Here is a 17,500-nt window from a genome sequence, read left to right on the forward strand (position 1 = left end):
GATCGCACCCAAGGTGGAGGCCATGACTCAGCACAACTCAGACGTGCTCAAACCAGTCACTATTCTGCTTCGCAATCGGCGTGATCGAATAGATCATTTCCTGTAAATGCTCACGGATCGCTTTTTCCGCCGCATCGGGATCGCGCGCTTTCAGGGCGCTAAAAATCAGGTAGTGCTGTTGGATCAGGCTTGACGGGGGAGATACCTGACTCAGGCTGAGAAAACGCACGCGGTCCATTGTCGCTTTGATCGATTCGATCGTTTCCCACGCCAGCGGACAGTTGGCAATCTGCGTCAGAAGCTGATGGAAGCTGTCATCGAGGCTAAGGAACTCGCGCACCTGCTCATTTTGCGCGGCCAGTTCCTGACGGCGTAAGTTGTGCTCTAGCGTTAGTAGTTGTTCATCCGTCACCATTTCGGCTGCCCGACGCACAATGGCACATTCCAGCGCCTGGCGGATAAAGCGAGCATCCGCTACGCGCTGCTCGGAGATCTTCATCACAAACGTGCCGCGCTGCGGCATGATCTGCACCAATCCAGCTTCGGCCAGCTTGATAAAGGCCTCTCTGACCGGCTGGCGGGAAACATCGAAGCGCACAGATATTTCTTTTTCAGACAGTAACTTACCCGGCGGAATATTGCATTCCACAATGTCTTTACGCAGTACGCGATATATTTGCTGGTTTACTGGTTCGTTGTTGTTGATTTGAAAAGACGTATCCATGCCACTGTGTTTAGCCAAGAAATTTACCGCTTATGATACACGCTTAGCGCAGCGAGTGTCATTGTTACCGAACCCGCTGCGCTTTTCACTCTACCAGTCAGTCGCTTGCAACGTCTCCTTCACGCCTTTAGCTAACAGCGATAAATAGTGCTGCGTCACAGCGTCTACAAAGGCAGGATTCTTCGGTAAATCTTCACCAAAAATCGCCGTCAACGTCAGTAACGCCGCGACTCGGCTTTCTCCGTCCATACTGTTTTGCACCGTTTCAGCGATCACCTCTTTCAGCGGATCGCTGATTTCAATCGGTTTACCCTGCTCATCGACACCGCCGACATAGCGCATCCACCCCGCAACACCGAGCGCTAGCGCATCAAAACGGCTACCCTGTGCCAAATGCCAGCGGATCGAATCCAGCATCCGCTGCGGCAGCTTTTGCGAACCGTCCATCGCAATCTGCCAGGTACGGTGTTTTAGCGCCCGGTTGCGATAGCGATCCAGCAGCGCATCCGCATAGGCGGCGAGATCGACCTCCTGTGTACGCAGCGTCGGAGCCTGTTCATGCAGCATCAGATGATGTGCCGCCGCGACCAGCGCGCTGTCCTGCATGCACTCGCTGATGTGTTGATAGCCAGCGAGATAGCCGAGATACGCGAGAAACGAGTGGCTGCCGTTGAGCATGCGCAACTTCATTTCCTCAAACGGCAGCACGTCCTGTACCAACTCCGCACCTGCGTTTTCCCATGCGGGGCGACCGTTAACAAAGTTATCCTCAATCACCCACTGGAAGAACGGCTCACAGGCGACCCCAGCCGGATCGGCAACGCCCAGTTGTCCTTGGATCGTTTCCAGCGTTTCTTCGGTAATGGCGGGGACAATGCGGTCCACCATGGTGGAGGGAAAGGTGACGTGCTGCTCAATCCAGCGCGCCAGTTCGCTATCCTGCAACTCGGCCAGTTGCACGATCACGTTGCGCGTGACGTGCCCGTTTTCCGGCATATTGTCGCAGGACATCACGCTGAATGCCGGTAGCTGGCGTTCCCGTCTGCGTTTGATGGCAGCCAGAATCACACCGGGCAGGGAGCGTGGTTCTGCGGGTAACCCCAGATCGTGGCAAATCAGCGGATGTTCACTATTTAACTGCCCGGTAGCGGGATGGTGGCAATAGCCTTTCTCCGTGACAGTAATCGACACGATGGCGATATCCGGCGCGCTTAACGCTTCCAGCACCGCCTCTATGCCTTCGACTTCAGCATGCAGCGCGTGGGTTGCCACGCCGATGACCCGGCTATTCCAGCCGCTGTCCGCCATTTCGGAAACCGACCACAGCAAATCCTGCTGGCGAATGGCTTCAATTTGCTGCTCGCCGCCAATCAGGTTAATTTCACAATAGCCCCAGTCGCTACCCTGCTCAGCCGCCAGCTTATCGGCGCAGACCGCCTGATGCGCCCGGTGAAATGCGCCAAAGCCAATATGCGCAATACGTGTTTTTAGCAGGCGTCGGTCGTAACGTGGCACCACAACCTGCGGTTTAAGAGTAGAAAACTTATTAATACTCATCGTTATCCCTGATAGTTGATTCAAAAATATGGCAACACTCTAAATAATTCGAGTTGCAGAAAGATCGACTTATCTGCAACTCGAATAATGGCAAGCTGAACGTTATGCAGCGTCGTCTAATTCATCTAAATCGCGATCTTTGACTTCCGGCATGCTGATAGCCGCGAATAGACCAATCAGTGAATAGACAATCAACATCACGACAATCGGCCACCAGGAACCAGTCATGTTGCAGAAAATACCGGCTAATACCGGACCAAAACCAACGGCAACCAAACCACCGGTTTCTTTAGCAATCGCCATTTGCGTAAACCGGCTACGTCCGCCGAACATTTCCGCCAGGGTGATATTTTCCAGCGCAAAGAGTCCCAGCACCGCGAAGTTATGAATAATGATAATGCTGACGATAATGACATTCACGCTATTCTCTTTATCAACGATAAGAGAGAGCATTGGGTAGGCTAACAATATCGCCGAAATATTCAGAATAATATAAGGCACGCGACGACCGATCTTATCTGAGAGCCATCCTAAGAATGGAATAGTGATGAAACCGATAATAGAACTGATCATCAGCGCATCTGTCGGAATATACTTCTCGAACAACAGCGTTTGAACCAAATATCCAGCAAGGAAGGTCTGGATTAATCCTGAATTCCCTGCCTGACCGAAACGCAACCCGACGGCCAGCCAAAACGCTTTGCCTTTGAACATCGACAATACGGATTTTTGCTCGCTTTGTTCAACGACCAGAGCAGAGGACGGTTCTTCAGTCCCGGAAACATCATTACTGACTTTCTCAAAGACCGGGCTTTCTTTCAGGTTCATACGCAGCCAGATCGCAAATATCATCACGACTACGCTGGCCAGGAACGGGACACGCCAGCCCCACGCCAGTAACTCTTCTCTTTCAAGGGTGAAAAACATAACGGCCCAGATAGCCGTGGCGCTAAGCGTGCCGCAGTTAGTTCCCATCGCAACCAGTGAGGAAATAATCCCGCGTTTCCCTTTTGGCGCGTATTCAGCCAGCATGGTGCCTGCACCGGAAATTTCTGCGCCCGCCCCCAGTCCCTGCACAATACGCAAGGTCACCAGCAAGATCGGCGCGAAAATACCAATCTGTGCATAGGTCGGTAGGACGCCGATTAAGGTAGTACAGATCCCCATCATGGTGATGGTAATAAAGAGCACTTTCTTTCTACCGATGGAATCACCCATACGGCCAAAAATAAAGGCACCGACAATACGCGCAATATAGCCTGCACCATAGGTGCCCATTGCCAGAATCAACGCCATTGCCGCCGATTGCTCAGGGAAGAATATTTCATGGAAGACTAATGCCGCTCCGAGCGAATACAGTTGGAAATCCATGAATTCCAATGCGGTGCCCAGCCAACCGGACACCGCCGCTTTAATTAAGTCAGAGGTACTTCTTGCAGGTTTACCTTGTCCAGATGCTATCTTATGCTTATTCATATATATACTCTCGACGTTTTTTAATTATGGTATATCCGTCATACTTCAAGCTACATGTGCATTGGTAATACTCGGCTTATCTCTAAGCCTCGCCCTAGCGGGCCAACGCCAGCGTTGTTCAAAATGCTAACATTCTGTCATGCAACTCGAATTATTTAGGGGATAAATAACAGTAAATGAAATTACCGTTCATCATGGTGTCGCAATCCACTCCAGCCCGTTTTTATGGCCTGGAGTGATTAAGAGAGAAATAATTAATTAAAAGGAATAATTATAATTTTCTGTAATCGATAGTGTGTTTCCCTTTTATATAGACCCTATTGCCAATAGCCCGTTATATTTCATTAAAGGTCAGTAATACTTTGCAGCAGCGTTTTTGATCTTTTTCAAAGACCTCAATCGCCTGAGTGACCTGCTGATAATCAAACCGGTGGGTAATCAATTTTGCCGGGTTGATACGTTTCTCTTTCAGCCACTCAATCACGATAGGGAATTTATTAGCATTCAAGCGTGATGAGAAAATAGAGAGCTCTTTGCTGGTGATTCCCTGCTGGCTGACCTGACAAGGTTCGCTGGAAAAGCCCATGATGGCGATACGCGCCGCCGGAGAGGCAATCGTAATCGCCTCCTGCAAAATAGACGGATGGCAGGCGGCGTCAATAATCAGCGTAGGCTTGATATTCAGCGCTTCCAGTTCCTCTTTTAATGACAGCGATGCGTTGTTGATGACTCTGTCTGCCCCGCTGCGCAATGCCATCTCCAGACGTTCAGGAATGCGATCCACGACGATCACTTCCTTCACGTTGAACACGCCTTTCAGTGCCTGAACCGAGGTCAACCCCATCGGCCCCGCGCCGTAAATCAGGGCGACATCCTGCTCTGTCGGTTTCACCTGTGCAGTCACGTTGGCGGATATCGTGAAAGGCTCCACCATCACGGCGAACTCATCGGGGATTTCATCAGGAATGGCGTGTGCATTCTTCGCCGGTACGGCAGCGTACTCGCTGAACCCGCCGTCACGATGTACGCCCAGCACCACCAGCGAGGTACAGACGTTCGGCTTGCCGATTGAACACGGGTAGCAGTGGCCGCAGCTCACCACCGGATCGACTGAGACGCGCTCGCCCAGTCGGGATCCCTCCACGCCGTCACCAACGGCTTCAATCACACCAAAGAATTCATGTCCAATCACACGCGGGTACTTGGCAAAGGGGTTATGTCCGCGATAGATGTGGCTGTCCGAACCACAGATGCCCGCCAGCTTTACCTTCACCCGAACTTCGCCTGCCGCTGGTTGCGGAATCGGGCGTTCTTCAATCACCAGCGTATTCGGCTGCTGTATTACAATGCTTTTCATGTTTTGGCCTCTGATTACCTATTCCACTCTTACCAGTTCCACAACGTGCCATCTTCCAGACGGGCGACCGGCAGGTACGCAGGGTCATAGGGATATTTGGCCGCCAGCTTTTCATCGAACTCAATGCCTAATCCCGGTTTTTCGCCTGGGTGCATATAGCCGTTATCGAATGTCCAGCTATGTGGGAACACTTCCAGCATTTGCTCCGAATAGCCCATGTATTCCTGCACACCGAAGTTTGGCACCCAGAGATCAAAATGTAGCGCCGCCGCCATGCAGACAGGCGACAAATCCGACGGCCCATGCGAACCGGTGCGCACCTGATAGAGCGATGCAAAGTCGGCGATGCGACGCATACCAGTAATCCCACCCGCGTGGGTAATCGTGGTACGGATGTAGTCAATGAGCTGCTCTTCAATCAGTTGTTTGCAATCCCAAATGCTGTTAAAGACTTCACCGACTGCAATCGGCGTGACGGTGTGCTGACGAATTAGACGGAAGCACTCCTGATTTTCCGCAGGTGTCGGGTCTTCCATCCAGAATAGACGATAATCTTCAACGCTTTTGCCAAAGCGCGCCGCTTCAATCGGCGTCAGACGGTGGTGCATGTCGTGCAACAAATGTTCGTTGAAACCAAACTTATCGCGTACCGCTTCAAACAGCTTCGGCGTGAAATCGAGGTATTTTTCCGTGGACCACAGTTGCTCTTCCGGCCAGTTGCCTTTCGTCGCGGGCTCATAGGCCAGCCCTTTGCCTTTCGCCATGCCGTAGGTGGTTTTCATGCCCGGCACGCCACACTGCACGCGAATCGCTTTATAGCCCTGATCGCGATGCTTGGCGTAATCATCCAGCACTTCATCAATCGAGTGGCCCGTCGTGTGGCAATACACCATCACCCCCGTGCGCGACGCACCGCCCAGCAGTTGGTAAAGCGGCATATTCGCAGCTTTAGCCTTAATGTCCCACAGTGCAGTATCGACGGCCGAAATCGCAGACATGGTTACTGGCCCACGACGCCAGTACGCGCCTTTGTAGAAATACTGCCAAATGTCTTCAATCTGGTGTGCGTCACGGCCGATAAGCTGCGGGCACACATGATCCTTGAGGTAAGAGGCGACCGGCAGTTCACGCCCGTTGAGCGTCGCATCACCAAGACCGGTTAATCCGCTATCTGTCGTAATCTTCAGGGTGACGAAGTTCCGCCCCGGGCAGGTGACAAACACTTCAGCGCTGACAATCTTCACGTTACTTATCCTTCTGTGCATATAGCCATTCGTTAATGCTGACTACCATACAAGTATATTAATAGCGATAATTTGAATTGCCTCACATTTATTCACATTTGCAATATTTATCTAAAACCCGTGAATGGTGGGGAAGAGGAACTTGAATGAGTCAGGGGGGAGTAAAATGCGCTACCGATCGGGCTCGCGGTAATCTTGCAGAAAATTCAGAAACAGACGCACCATGGGAATATTCACGCTGCGCTTCAGGTAACTAATAGCGAAGGTTCTTTTCAACTGCTCTTCTAGCGGGATCACGGCGACGTCGTAAGCCGTCAGGCTTTTGGCGACAGACGAACAGAGGAAGACCACGCCGGACAGGTTCATCACCAGATCCATAATGATGTCCATGTTGCTGCATTCGCGGAAATAACTGGGGTTGATGCCCTGTCTGGTGAAAGACTCAGAAACGGCGGCATGCTCCCCCGTTCCTTTCTGCGGCACGATCAGCTTTTCTTTTACCAGTTGCGGCAGGCTTAGCGTGCTCTTCGATGCCAGAGGATGCGACGTCGCCATAACCGCCACCATGTCATCAATCTGGCAAATGGTGTGGTGAAATAAAGGATCGCTTAGGTACTCATCAAAAGGCGTCGAAAAAGACAGGTGGATATCACCATTGCGTACCCTTTCCAGTAAATCGGTGCTTACGCCATCGATGAAAGAGATATCTATATTGGGGTAGGCTTTCTGAAATAGGTTAAACACATTGTAGTGCGCCAGACGATTAAAAATCGGGATCACACCAACCAGTAACGCACCATCCGAGCTTTCCTCATAGCTACTGACAAACTGCTCCAACTCATAGTGTTCTTTAATCATCCCCTGAATTTTGTCAGCAAAGATCTTCCCAAATGGCGTCAGAGAAAACTGTCGGGTGGTTCTGTTGATCAGCTTTCTTTCCGTTTCACTCTCCAGGCGTGCGATCTCCTGTGACAAAAAAGCCTGAGAAATATTCAGCGCCTTTGCCGCCTTGGTGAAACTCCCGACCCGGATGAGTTCCTGATAATAAATCACACGCTTTATGCTGAACATTGTTTTATATTACGCATTAACTGTCTCGTTTATAATTAGCCACAATAGCAATTATAAGGAATTGTAAATAATCAAATGTGATTAGAGCCACATTTAATTAATGAGAAATAACGTTAATGGCAGATATAGTCAACTTATTATCAATGAGGAAATGATTTATTCACTTAAGACTGCCACCCATAATATTAAAGATTTTTTAATATTATTTTTACAAATATGACATTACCTCTTACAAACCGAAAAAATTTACATCCCCCTAACAAAAGGACTTAAGATATGGATTATTCGAAAGCAACAAAAATAGGATTGGCAACCTTGGCAATGATGAGCGCGACAGCAATCAATGCGGCACAGAATCAACATGACATCACCGTAAAGCAGGAAATCACATCGGTGAAGTTAATCTCTGACGTCGTTTATTCTCAGGTATCAATGCGGGGCTATCCAAATGTTGCATTAAAAATGGATATTCTTCAGCCTGAAGCGAAGACAGCACTTCCCGTTGTGTTATTCATTACCGGCGGCGGCTTTATTAACGCCAATAAAGATAATTATCTGCAACAGCGCCTGAGCATTGCTGAAGCGGGCTATGTGGTTGCCAGTATGGAATACCGTGTCGCCCCTACCGTACTTTTCCCCTCGCCGCTGGAAGATGTAAAATCCGCCATTCGTTATCTGCGGGCAAACGCGAAAAGATTCGGTATTGATGGTCAACACGCTGCTGTTTTCGGTTCCTCGGCAGGCGGCTATCTGGCGGCGTTTGCCGGGACGAGCAATGGCTCAAAAACCTACGATAAAGGCGAGCATCTTGACCAAAGCAGTGATGTCCAGGCCGTGATCGACTTCTATGGATTATCCGATCTGACGCTCGTTGGTGAAGGCTTCCCTGACGATGTCGTGCAGAAACACGCGTCGCCTTCTGCAACTGAAGCTATCTGGGTCAACGGCACTGCGGTGTTTAATGAAGGAGGCGCAATCACCCGTTATCCAGACAAAGCAGCGGCCGCAAACCCGATTAACTTTATCAACAGCACAACGCCTCCGTTCCTGATCATGCATGGTACGAACGATACGATAGTTTCTCCACGCCAGACCGAACGACTGCATCAGGCTCTGATAGCGAAAAATATCGAATCGACCTATTACAGCGTTAACGGCGCAGAGCACGGTGGGCCACACTGGCTACAACCGGCAATCATGCAAATTACCGTCCGCTTTCTTGATAAACACCTAAAACCCTGACATCAATCTGCATTCTTAATGACTCATACTACATAAACGTTAGTGCTAAGTAAGTACTAACGTTTTTTATTTGTTACAAAAAAGGCCATCATCCATTTATCTTCCCCTACACTCCTCACATAAAAAGCCAGTAATCTGACACACATCAATTATTCACTTTTATCACGAGAATGAAAAAAACAGCGTACATCTATATAATAGGAACACAATTTCTTAAATAAATGAGAAGAATAGAAAAAATTAAAACTCACTTATAACAAATCCATATTTGTCATATACGATTCTGCAAAAAAACAAATGTGCACTTAGTCACATTTAGCCTTTTATTGCCATGTTCCAATAAAACCACAATAACAACATGGCCTATTTATTACTTTCATCGTAATGATCGACCACTGTTTTTCTATTAGCGTCAATAGCGCGAAATATTAGCGCTATTGCTGGATTAATAACATCCATGAAAAATTGGGTGCTCACGCAACTTTCACCCCAACGTGAAGATTTATAATATGGAAGAATTATCTCGCCGTCGTTTTATTGCCTATATGGGAAGTGCGATTGCCGTTAGTGGAAATATCGGTCTCGCACACGCGCAAAATGAGCCAGAAAAAACGCAGGGTAAATTAGCCGTTAAATATGGTTTATTACATAACGAAATGCGTTGTATTGGATGCAAAGCCTGTATCAAGGCCTGCAAAGAGACGAATAACGTCCCTGATGGCGTAGCCCGGCTGGACATACTGCAAACCGTCGATATTCCCGCCGTCGAGAAAACGCGTGCCATCAAGCAATTTTTCCGTAAGTCCTGCCAGCACTGTGAGAATCCGCCCTGCGTTGCCGTCTGTCCAACGGGCGCGTCCTTCAAAGATGCGCTCACTGGCATTGTCGACGTCAACGATAAACGGTGCGTAGGCTGCCGCTACTGCATTGCCGCGTGCCCTTATCATGTGCGCTTCATCAACCCCGTCACGAAAACGGCAGATAAATGCAATTTTTGTCGCGAATCCAATCTGGCCGCCGGGAAACAGCCCGCTTGCGTCGAGATTTGCCCCACCAAAGCCTTGGTATTTGGCGACCTCAACGATCCTGAGAGCAACATTGCCAAGATGATCGAGAGCAACGCGACCTACCGTTCCAAGGTTTATCTGGGTACCGAGCCTCAACTCTATCGTATTCCTGGAAAACGAGGGGTAATCGACAATGCATAATGCCTTCACGTTTGACACGCTGGTATGGGATTGGCCCATCGCCGTTTATCTTCTTCTGGTCGGCATTTCAGCGGGGATGGTATCGCTGTCCCTGCTGCTCAGGCACTACGTCCCCATCGAATATAACGGCAGTAATCGCATGATCAAAGCCACCGCCATCGTGGCACCGCTTGCCGTGATCTTCGGGCTGGTGATCCTGATTTTTCATCTGACTAAACCGCTGACCTTTTGGTATTTGATGGTCTTTTACAATCCCACCTCCATCATGTCGCTTGGGGTGATGCTCTTTCAGGTGTATTTCATCGTGATGCTGTTATGGCTCATCACGCTTTATCATGACGTATGGCTGACTCAGCTTGAGACCGTCTGGCACCGCCCCGCGCTGGCTGTGCGAGCACGTAAGCTGGCGGCGATTATCGTTAAAAATGCCGCGGTGATTGAAAATCTGCTGCTGGTACTGGCAGTCCTGCTCGGTTGCTATACCGGCTTTCTGCTGTCCGCGCTGAAATCATTCCCGTTACTGAACAATCCCGTCCTGCCCGTCCTGTTTCTGGTATCCGGCACCACCTCCGGTATTGCCGTCATGCTGCTGGCCAGCGCATGGGGGCGTCATACCTCAGGGAATTCACTCTCCCTGCATTTCATCCATCGTGTAGAAACTCCGGTGGTATATGCCGAACTGTTCCTGCTGCTGGCGTTTTTTGTCGGGCTGCTGCTTGGCGGTGGGCAAAAAGTTATCGCCGCTCAGACCGCACTGTCAGGATTCTGGGGCAACGTATTTTGGATTGGCATTATCGGCATCGGCATTGTGATCCCTTCTATTGTCAATCGGGTACGCAAACCATCTGCTCATTCTGGCAAAGGGCAAGTGATTATCTTAGCCGTCATGAGCCTGTTCGGCGTGTTCCTGCTACGACTGTTCGTGCTTTATGCCGGACAAATGACGGTGGCTTAAATGAATACGTCATGGGTCTTATTCTGGATTGCCTCAACCACCTTTTTCATGCAATCCCTGGATACCACCATGGTGTATATCGCTATTCCGGCTATCGCGCAGTCGCTGCACCAGCCGGTACTGCATATGGAAACGATCGTAATTTCTTACATTGTCACGGTCGTCGCGTTTACGCCGGCCAATAGCTGGCTGGCGGAACGACTCGGAGAAAGAAAAACCTACCAGATCGCGATTGCCATTTTCACACTCGGATCGCTGCTGTGTATGACAGCCACCACGCTCGGCAGCTTAAGCATTTACCGCTTTATTCAGGGCATCGGTGGTGCGCTCATGCTGCCCATCATCAGAACCGTGGTATTGCGTACTACGCCGCAAAGTCTGAAATTACGCTTTCTTAATCGGGTAACCTTGTTGGGATTACTTGGCACTCTGCTGGGCCCAGTGTTCGGTAATATTCTGGTTAGCTTTCTCTCTTGGCAGGCTATTTTCATCGTGAATATTCCGCTGGCTTTCGTCTGCTTTTTTCTGGCGACAAAATATATTCCTGCTTCGACAATTAAAGAAGCGTCACGCACGGGTGCCTACGAAGTCGCCTTTCCCATTTTGATGTTATTTCTCGTCGCTTTCATACTCACCAGCGCCACGAAAAATATATTGCCAACGTTCGTCATGTTATTTCTGTCTTGTAGCACATTGGGTTTGTTTTTTCTTTACTACCGACAGCATCTCATTGCAGAGACCGTATTATTTCCGCGCGCCCTGTTTGGTATCAGAACCTTTTCTGTCGGCGTTATTGGCGGCATCGCGACGCGCACGCTACTGGCATCAACACCCGTCGTACTCTCACTCATGCTGCAAACGACGCTGGCCTGTCAACCCGCAGAAACCAGCCTGATTCTGCTGCTCTTTTCCAGTGGTGCACTGCTGTCAAAGCTGCTGTTCGAGCCACTAGTCAAGCGTATCGGCTATCGGCGGCTGTTGATGCTGACGACCAGCGTAACGTCGCTATGCGTTCTCGCGCTGAGTGTCGCCGTGCAAGAGAGATCGATTCACCTCATTAGCATTATCGCCATGCTGTTAGGCGTGCTGATTTCGACCTTATATTCAGCCGAAAGCACGCTGGCCTTCAGTAATCTGAGCGACAGCACATACCATAGCGGTAATAACCTGTTAACCATTAGCCAATTACTTTCCGTCATGCTCAGCATGACGCTGACATTTCCAATCTTACGCTTTCTCTCTCAGTTTGAAGTCTTCTTCAATCTTAACCCTTTCAGCCTGTTGTTTTTATTACTCGGCATTGGCTTACCGGTTTGCTGCCTGATATTCAGGCCCCTCAATAACGACGACGGTTGTCACTTTATTCATGGGAGATAGCTTTATTTATGGGAAATAACGTGGTTATTCACCGTATTCATTCAAAAACGCATGGAACTATTGATATGAAAATATGCTCAGGAATTCTTCCGCTTTGCTTGTTATTCGTAATCGGAACCGCCGTTGCACAAGAAGGGAATTTTAAAGCGGGCACTTATTCCGCTGCCAGACAAGGCATCGGCGGGGATGTCACCGTTACGCTTGATATCGATGCGAAAGGGAAAGTCCTCAAATCAACGATTGATGCCCCGGAAGAGACCCCCGAAGTCGGCGGGGAAGCGGCAATCGAACTCGCAAAAGCCATGACCGAAAAGCAAAGCATACAGGTTGATGGGGTGTCCGGTGCCACGATGACCAGCGAGGCAGTGAAAGAAGCGTCGGAAGATGCGTACTCGCAGGCTAAGGCGAATTAATACCGTGTTGTAAGAATATCAATAACATCAAGGAAAACATCATGAAACGCTTCAGAAAAAGTGTACTCGCGACGCTCTGTCTCTCGATGATGGGCTGGTCTACCGCACAGGCGGCGGACGCAGCAAAGCCGGAAATCCCGAAAAGTGCCGACATCGTTATTATCGGTGCAGGCGCGGCAGGCACCTCGGCAACCATGGCCTCCGCAGAAAAAGGGGCGAAAATCGTCTTACTGGAAAAACAACCGATTGTCGGCGGCACGGGTAACTTTGCCGAAGGTATCTTCGCCGCCAACAGCAGCATGCAGAAACGTCAGGGGATTGTGGTGACGCCTGATATGGCCTTTAAGACCATCATGGAGTACAGCCACTGGATGGCAAATCCCTTCGTGGTGCGCGCCTTCGTGAACCGCTCAGCGGACACGATTGAGTGGGTGAAATCGAAAGGCATCAAATTTGAATACATCGGCCCCGGCGGCCCCGGCGGTATGTTGACCTGGCATGTGATTGACGGCCCCGGCCACGGACGCCACCTGATCAAGACATTCCACGAGCAGTTTAAAAGTATGGATGTCACCACGCTGGTGAAAACGGCGGGTAAAGATCTGGTCGTGAAAGACGGCAAAGTGACGGGCGTCATCGCACAAGATAGCGACGGCAACACCTTCCAGATCGACGCCAAGGCCGTCATCATCGCCACTGGCGGCTATGCCAACAATAAAGAGATGCTGCAAAAATATGCCGCTTTCCCCGACACCATTATGGTTGGTAACGTCGGTAAAGACGGCGACGGGATCAATATGGCCTGGAAAGCTGGTGCAAAACCGGACGGTCTGGGTCTGCTGCAAGCGTATCGCCCCGGCCTGCCAGACTACGCCCCTAACTCTCACCTGCTGGCCGCCGCGCGTCAGCCTTATCTGTGGGTTGATCAACACGGCCGCCGCTTTACCGATGAATCCAACGTCATTATCTGGCCACACTCCGGCAACGCGCTGTCAAAAGCGGGCGGCATCATGTACTCCATTTTTGACGAAACCTCCCGTAAGCATTACGTTGAAGACGGCATTGACGTGCCGATTGGCGAATGGGTGATCGCCAACACCAAGCTGACAAAATTCGATAGCGAATTTACGAAAGAAAGCCAGAAAAATCGCGGCTTCGTCTTCAAATCTGCCACCGTTGACGGGCTGGCAAAAGAGATGGGCGTTGATGCCAGCGTGCTGAAGCATACGTTGGAAGAAAACAACACATTTGCGACGCAAAAACGGGATGAGGTGTTCAACAAAAACATGGATTACCTGCGCCCGATAAAAACCGGTCCATTCTATGCTGTGAGAATGCAGCCCGCCGCGCTGGGTACACTCGGCGGCGTGAAGATCGACGAGAAAATGCAGGCGATAGATAAATCCGGTGAGGTTATTCCGGGCCTGTACGTCACGGGTAATGATGCTGCCGGAATGTATGGCGATACCTATGATCTGCTGTTAGGCGGCGGCACGTTTGGCTTTGCGCTCAACTCCGGTCGTATCGCGGCAGAAAGCGCACTCGATTATATGAAGTTCGGCAAGAAATAAGCGGCAGCGCTTAAGTCTAAGACCGTTTGAGCATCGAGGGACACAGGGGAACCACAGGGAAAACATCTCTGTGGTTTCCCTTATCCCGCTTTACGAAACGTCAGATTAAAACGGCATTCATCAGTCATGCCTTGCGGCACGCTGCCATTTTTCAGCGGCAGAATACCGTGAAAATAGAGCCGCGATTCGCCGCCCCAGACCACCACATCGCCGTGTGTCAGCGGAACACGTTGTGCTCTATCGCTACGCGCCATGCCACCAAACAGGAACGTCGCGCTCAGCCCCAGCGAGACGGACACAATTGGCTGACGAAAATCCCGTTCGTTTTTATCCTGATGCAGAGACATACGCGTACCAACGTCATAGCGGTTGATCAGGCAAGCATCCGGTTCAAAAGCCGCAAAACCGGCTTCACTTGCCGCCTGCTGCGCCAGTCGGGAAAAGACCTCCGGCATCGCAGGCCACGCTTCCCCGTTCAGCGGATCGTGTGAAGTGTAGCGATAGCCGCACTCATCCGTCACCCAGCCGAGCCGACCGCAGTTACTCATCGCCACCGACATCACAAAGCCGCCCGGTGTGACCATATTACGCAGCGGTGCACGCGCAATGACGGTTTTCAGTGCCGCAAGCAGCGCTGACGCATCATCATAAGCGCGACCACGCAGGATGAGCGCACCCGGTGCCAGCGTTTCCGTCCAGCGACGCGGTGCTTCATCGGCAAATAAATCAAAATTCACAGTGACGATTCCTCTGACTGATGCACACCATCTACTCTTTCCCCTGTTCCCTCTTCAATAGAGCACGCTTACGCTCAATACCCCAGCGATAGCCGGACAGCGTCCCATCATGCCGCACCACACGATGACAAGGGATCACAACCGCCAGCCGGTTCGCCGCACAGGCACCCGCGACAGCGCGAACGGCAGCGGGCGTTCCAATCCGATGAGCAACTTCACTGTAGCTCAGCGTTTCTCCTGTCGGGATCGCCCGCAGTGCTTGCCAAACACGCCGCTGGAATGCCGTACCGCGAATATCAAGCGGCAGCGTCAGCCCGATGGTCGAATCGTCGACAAATCCGACAACCTGCGCCATCCGTTGTTCAAACGCCGCATCACCACCGACCAAATGCGCATTAGCAAACATCTCCTGAAGCGAGTTGAGCAGAGGTTCAGGTTCGTCTCCCAGCAGGATCGCACAGATCCCTTTCTCGCTTTCCGCCACCAAAATCTCACCAAGTGAGCAGCAGCCAACGGCAAAGTGGATCGTCATCCCTTTTCCCTTGTGCTGAAACGCCGTCGGCGTCATCCCTAAATGCGTACCAGCTTCAGCATAAAAGCGCCCGCTGGCGTCATAACCGGCCGCAGCAATCGCCGCGGTCACCTCATCATTATCGACCAATTGTTCACGTAACTGCCGGTGACGATGGGCGCTGGCATACTGTTTTGGCGTCAGACCCGTTGTGGTTTTGAACACGCGATGAAAATGGAAAGCGCTTATCCCGACGGCTTGAGCCAACATCGCCAGCGTCGGCGGACGATCCGACTGCTCTATCATCCGGCAGGCGCGGGCAATCTGCTGTGTCTGCTGTTCCTGTCGCGAAAGCATCCCCTGGCGACACCGTTTACACGGGCGGAAACCCGCCGCTTGTGCTTCATCAGCCGTCGCGAAGAACACCACATTTTCACGCCGAGGCTGGCGTGATGCACAGGATGGAGAACAGTAAATCCCCGTCGTTTTCACCGCATAAATAAAACAACCATTAGCCGCCTTATTGCGCGTAACCACCGCCTGCCAGCGCGAATCAGCATCCTGAAATGGCGTATCGTTAAGCATCGTGTCGTTACGCATTTGTGCACCTCATTCCCATTCAGTATGGCTGCCAATCTTACTATTACTGAAAGTCACGTCATGAGCTAACGCTAAACCAAAGCCACCCTACACACACGTTCAACTCTTGCTTTTTCATTCGGATTTTCTTTTTCATACCAACAGTGCTTCCCAGATGGCGCGCCGCACGGCAATCACCTATGCTCGTTTCCTGTCCTTTGCGTTCTCACAACGGAAGCCGTTTATGCCATCCCACTCGCCGTCAGATTTGATGCAGCACGCCAAAACACATCTCAGCGCCATCAATACACGCTGGGCCAGCGTGATCGAACAGATCGGCGACTGTCGCCATCAGACCGCGCCACACCGAGAACCTTATGAGGCGCTGATGCGTGCCGTTGCCTATCAGCAACTGACAACCCGCGCCGGAGATGCGATGGTCGCAAAACTCTTGCGGGTACATGATGATGTCTTTCCCAGCCCGGAACAGATGCTGGCCTGCTCCACCGACACACTGCGGCAGTGCGGCTTTTCAGCCCGCAAAGCGGATACGCTACATGGCATCGCACAGGGTGCTCTCAGCGGGCTGGTGCCGAGCCTCGAACAGGCCGCAGAGAGGGATGATGATACGCTTATCCAGCAACTCACCTCGCTCAAGGGAATCGGGCGCTGGACGGTAGAAATGTTTTTGATTTATTCGCTGGAACGCACCGACATCATGCCGCTCGACGATTTGGGCATTCGTCAGGGATTGCGCTACGTCTACGATTTACCAGACATGCCGAAACCACGCGATTTGCAGGCGTTTAGTCTGCAATGTCAGCCTTACCGCACGGTAGCGTCATGGTATTTATGGCGATCGCTTGAGCTACCGGCGTATCAGCGCTTTAAGCTGACACACCGGTAACGCGTAGGGTTAACGCAGACGGGAGTTCGCCGACACCTGACGAACGTCGCGACGGCGGTTCATAATGCGTTCCCGCAATGTATCGTAGGCCCAGTTATACGCCACAGTGTAAGGCAGGAAGAACAGGAAGAAGCCGATCTCCACCATCAACGCCTGCCACAGCGTGATATTCAGCATCCACGCCGCCAGCGGCAGACCAATCAGGATAAAGCCGCCTTCAAACCCCAGCGCATGTGCGACGCGGATCGGCAACCGACGTTTAACGCGATCCGCAGGCCATAAGCGATCGAATATCGAGTTGTAGATCATATTCCAGATCATCGCGACACTGGACAGCATAATGGCTAGTGCCCCCATATCGAAGAGCGGCTTATTGAGCAGCCAGGCACCCGCTGGCGCACAGATCATCAACGCAATCAGCTCAAAGCCCACCGCATGGTACAAACGTTCACGTATGGTTTTGCTGGTTTTATTTTGCATAGCACATTCACTTTTATTTACTGCATGTTACTGGTCAATTTTCGCCATGACCATGGATGGCATCGTATTACGGCCTTATTTTCATCGCATA

16 protein-coding genes are annotated in these 17,500 nt (G+C 51.1%); 7 read left to right on the forward strand and 9 right to left on the reverse strand.

Going from position 1 to position 17,500, the window contains the following annotated elements; translation table 11 throughout:
- Positions 1–37 precede the first annotated feature (37 nt).
- From A8F97_RS13745 to A8F97_RS13770, 6 genes are all read right to left on the reverse strand, one after another.
- Positions 38–724, reverse strand: a complete 687-nt coding sequence (locus A8F97_RS13745; protein WP_033070978.1) for a GntR family transcriptional regulator — start codon at positions 722–724, stop codon at positions 38–40.
- A gap of 90 nt (positions 725–814) precedes the next feature.
- Entirely contained in the window at positions 815–2,281 is a 1,467-nt protein-coding gene (locus A8F97_RS13750) for a mannitol dehydrogenase family protein (protein WP_025919883.1), read from the reverse strand.
- Between the two features lie 102 nt (positions 2,282–2,383).
- Entirely contained in the window at positions 2,384–3,757 is a 1,374-nt protein-coding gene (locus tag A8F97_RS13755; RefSeq protein ID WP_033070977.1) for an MFS transporter, read from the reverse strand.
- 334 nt (positions 3,758–4,091) lie between these two features.
- Complete coding sequence (locus A8F97_RS13760) at positions 4,092–5,114, reverse strand: Zn-dependent oxidoreductase (protein WP_033070976.1); 1,023 nt, start codon at positions 5,112–5,114, stop codon at positions 4,092–4,094.
- 29 nt (positions 5,115–5,143) lie between these two features.
- Positions 5,144–6,358: a D-mannonate dehydratase ManD gene (gene manD, locus A8F97_RS13765; RefSeq protein WP_012822754.1), complete on the reverse strand. Its 1,215-nt coding sequence runs from the start codon at positions 6,356–6,358 to the stop codon at positions 5,144–5,146.
- A 171-nt stretch (positions 6,359–6,529) separates the two neighbouring features.
- Entirely contained in the window at positions 6,530–7,429 is a 900-nt protein-coding gene (locus A8F97_RS13770; RefSeq protein WP_012822753.1) for a LysR family transcriptional regulator, read from the reverse strand.
- Between the two features lie 276 nt (positions 7,430–7,705).
- On the opposite strand from A8F97_RS13770, the gene A8F97_RS13775 reads away from it, so the two are divergent.
- The 6 genes from A8F97_RS13775 (at position 7,706) to A8F97_RS13800 (ending at position 14,195) form a co-directional block, all read left to right on the forward strand.
- Entirely contained in the window at positions 7,706–8,671 is a 966-nt protein-coding gene (locus tag A8F97_RS13775) for an alpha/beta hydrolase (protein ID WP_033070975.1), read from the forward strand.
- Positions 8,672–9,180: 509 nt separating this feature from the next.
- Complete coding sequence (locus A8F97_RS13780; protein ID WP_014698841.1) at positions 9,181–9,879, forward strand: 4Fe-4S dicluster domain-containing protein; 699 nt, start codon at positions 9,181–9,183, stop codon at positions 9,877–9,879.
- The gene (nrfD, locus tag A8F97_RS13785; protein WP_014698840.1) at positions 9,872–10,834 is read left to right on the forward strand and encodes a cytochrome c nitrite reductase subunit NrfD; all 963 of its coding nucleotides are present in this window, start codon (positions 9,872–9,874) and stop codon (positions 10,832–10,834) included. The genes A8F97_RS13780 and nrfD overlap by 8 nt, the downstream gene beginning before the upstream one ends.
- Entirely contained in the window at positions 10,835–12,211 is a 1,377-nt protein-coding gene (locus A8F97_RS13790) for an MFS transporter (protein ID WP_033070974.1), read from the forward strand.
- Positions 12,212–12,276: 65 nt separating this feature from the next.
- The gene (locus A8F97_RS13795) at positions 12,277–12,624 is read left to right on the forward strand and encodes an FMN-binding protein (protein ID WP_033071949.1); all 348 of its coding nucleotides are present in this window, start codon (positions 12,277–12,279) and stop codon (positions 12,622–12,624) included.
- A gap of 41 nt (positions 12,625–12,665) precedes the next feature.
- A complete protein-coding gene (locus A8F97_RS13800; RefSeq protein ID WP_025919879.1) occupies positions 12,666–14,195 on the forward strand; it encodes an FAD-dependent oxidoreductase in 1,530 nt (509 codons plus the stop codon).
- 80 nt (positions 14,196–14,275) lie between these two features.
- On the opposite strand, the gene alkB is transcribed toward A8F97_RS13800, so the two are convergent.
- Positions 14,276–14,932, reverse strand: a complete 657-nt coding sequence (gene alkB / locus A8F97_RS13805; protein WP_033070973.1) for a DNA oxidative demethylase AlkB — start codon at positions 14,930–14,932, stop codon at positions 14,276–14,278.
- A 31-nt stretch (positions 14,933–14,963) separates the two neighbouring features.
- Positions 14,964–16,043, reverse strand: a complete 1,080-nt coding sequence (gene ada / locus A8F97_RS13810) for a bifunctional DNA-binding transcriptional regulator/O6-methylguanine-DNA methyltransferase Ada (RefSeq protein ID WP_033070972.1) — start codon at positions 16,041–16,043, stop codon at positions 14,964–14,966.
- 223 nt (positions 16,044–16,266) lie between these two features.
- On the opposite strand from ada, the gene A8F97_RS13815 reads away from it, so the two are divergent.
- Entirely contained in the window at positions 16,267–16,929 is a 663-nt protein-coding gene (locus A8F97_RS13815) for a DNA-3-methyladenine glycosylase family protein (protein ID WP_033071948.1), read from the forward strand.
- 9 nt (positions 16,930–16,938) lie between these two features.
- On the opposite strand, the gene A8F97_RS13820 is transcribed toward A8F97_RS13815, so the two are convergent.
- On the reverse strand, positions 16,939–17,409 hold the full coding sequence (locus tag A8F97_RS13820) for a multidrug/biocide efflux PACE transporter (RefSeq protein ID WP_012822743.1): 471 nt from the start codon (positions 17,407–17,409) through the stop codon (positions 16,939–16,941).
- Positions 17,410–17,500 lie beyond the last annotated feature (91 nt).

Origin of the sequence: Pectobacterium parmentieri (assembly GCF_001742145.1) — a bacterium.
GTDB classification, from domain to species: domain Bacteria; phylum Pseudomonadota; class Gammaproteobacteria; order Enterobacterales; family Enterobacteriaceae; genus Pectobacterium; species Pectobacterium parmentieri.

Bases quoted from the DNA above. Each gene is read 5' to 3' on its own strand.
- A8F97_RS13745 (WP_033070978.1), bottom strand. From the start codon at position 724: ATGGATACGTCTTTTCAAATCAACAACAACGAACCAGTAAACCAGCAA.
- A8F97_RS13750 (WP_025919883.1), bottom strand. From the start codon at position 2,281: ATGAGTATTAATAAGTTTTCTACTCTTAAACCGCAGGTTGTGGTGCCA.
- A8F97_RS13755 (WP_033070977.1), bottom strand. From the start codon at position 3,757: ATGAATAAGCATAAGATAGCATCTGGACAAGGTAAACCTGCAAGAAGT.
- A8F97_RS13760 (WP_033070976.1), bottom strand. From the start codon at position 5,114: ATGAAAAGCATTGTAATACAGCAGCCGAATACGCTGGTGATTGAAGAA.
- A8F97_RS13770 (WP_012822753.1), bottom strand. From the start codon at position 7,429: ATGTTCAGCATAAAGCGTGTGATTTATTATCAGGAACTCATCCGGGTC.
- A8F97_RS13775 (WP_033070975.1), top strand. From the start codon at position 7,706: ATGGATTATTCGAAAGCAACAAAAATAGGATTGGCAACCTTGGCAATG.
- A8F97_RS13780 (WP_014698841.1), top strand. From the start codon at position 9,181: ATGGAAGAATTATCTCGCCGTCGTTTTATTGCCTATATGGGAAGTGCG.
- nrfD (WP_014698840.1), top strand. From the start codon at position 9,872: ATGCATAATGCCTTCACGTTTGACACGCTGGTATGGGATTGGCCCATC.
- A8F97_RS13790 (WP_033070974.1), top strand. From the start codon at position 10,835: ATGAATACGTCATGGGTCTTATTCTGGATTGCCTCAACCACCTTTTTC.
- A8F97_RS13795 (WP_033071949.1), top strand. From the start codon at position 12,277: ATGAAAATATGCTCAGGAATTCTTCCGCTTTGCTTGTTATTCGTAATC.
- A8F97_RS13800 (WP_025919879.1), top strand. From the start codon at position 12,666: ATGAAACGCTTCAGAAAAAGTGTACTCGCGACGCTCTGTCTCTCGATG.
- ada (WP_033070972.1), bottom strand. From the start codon at position 16,043: ATGCGTAACGACACGATGCTTAACGATACGCCATTTCAGGATGCTGAT.
- A8F97_RS13815 (WP_033071948.1), top strand. From the start codon at position 16,267: ATGCCATCCCACTCGCCGTCAGATTTGATGCAGCACGCCAAAACACAT.
- A8F97_RS13820 (WP_012822743.1), bottom strand. From the start codon at position 17,409: ATGCAAAATAAAACCAGCAAAACCATACGTGAACGTTTGTACCATGCG.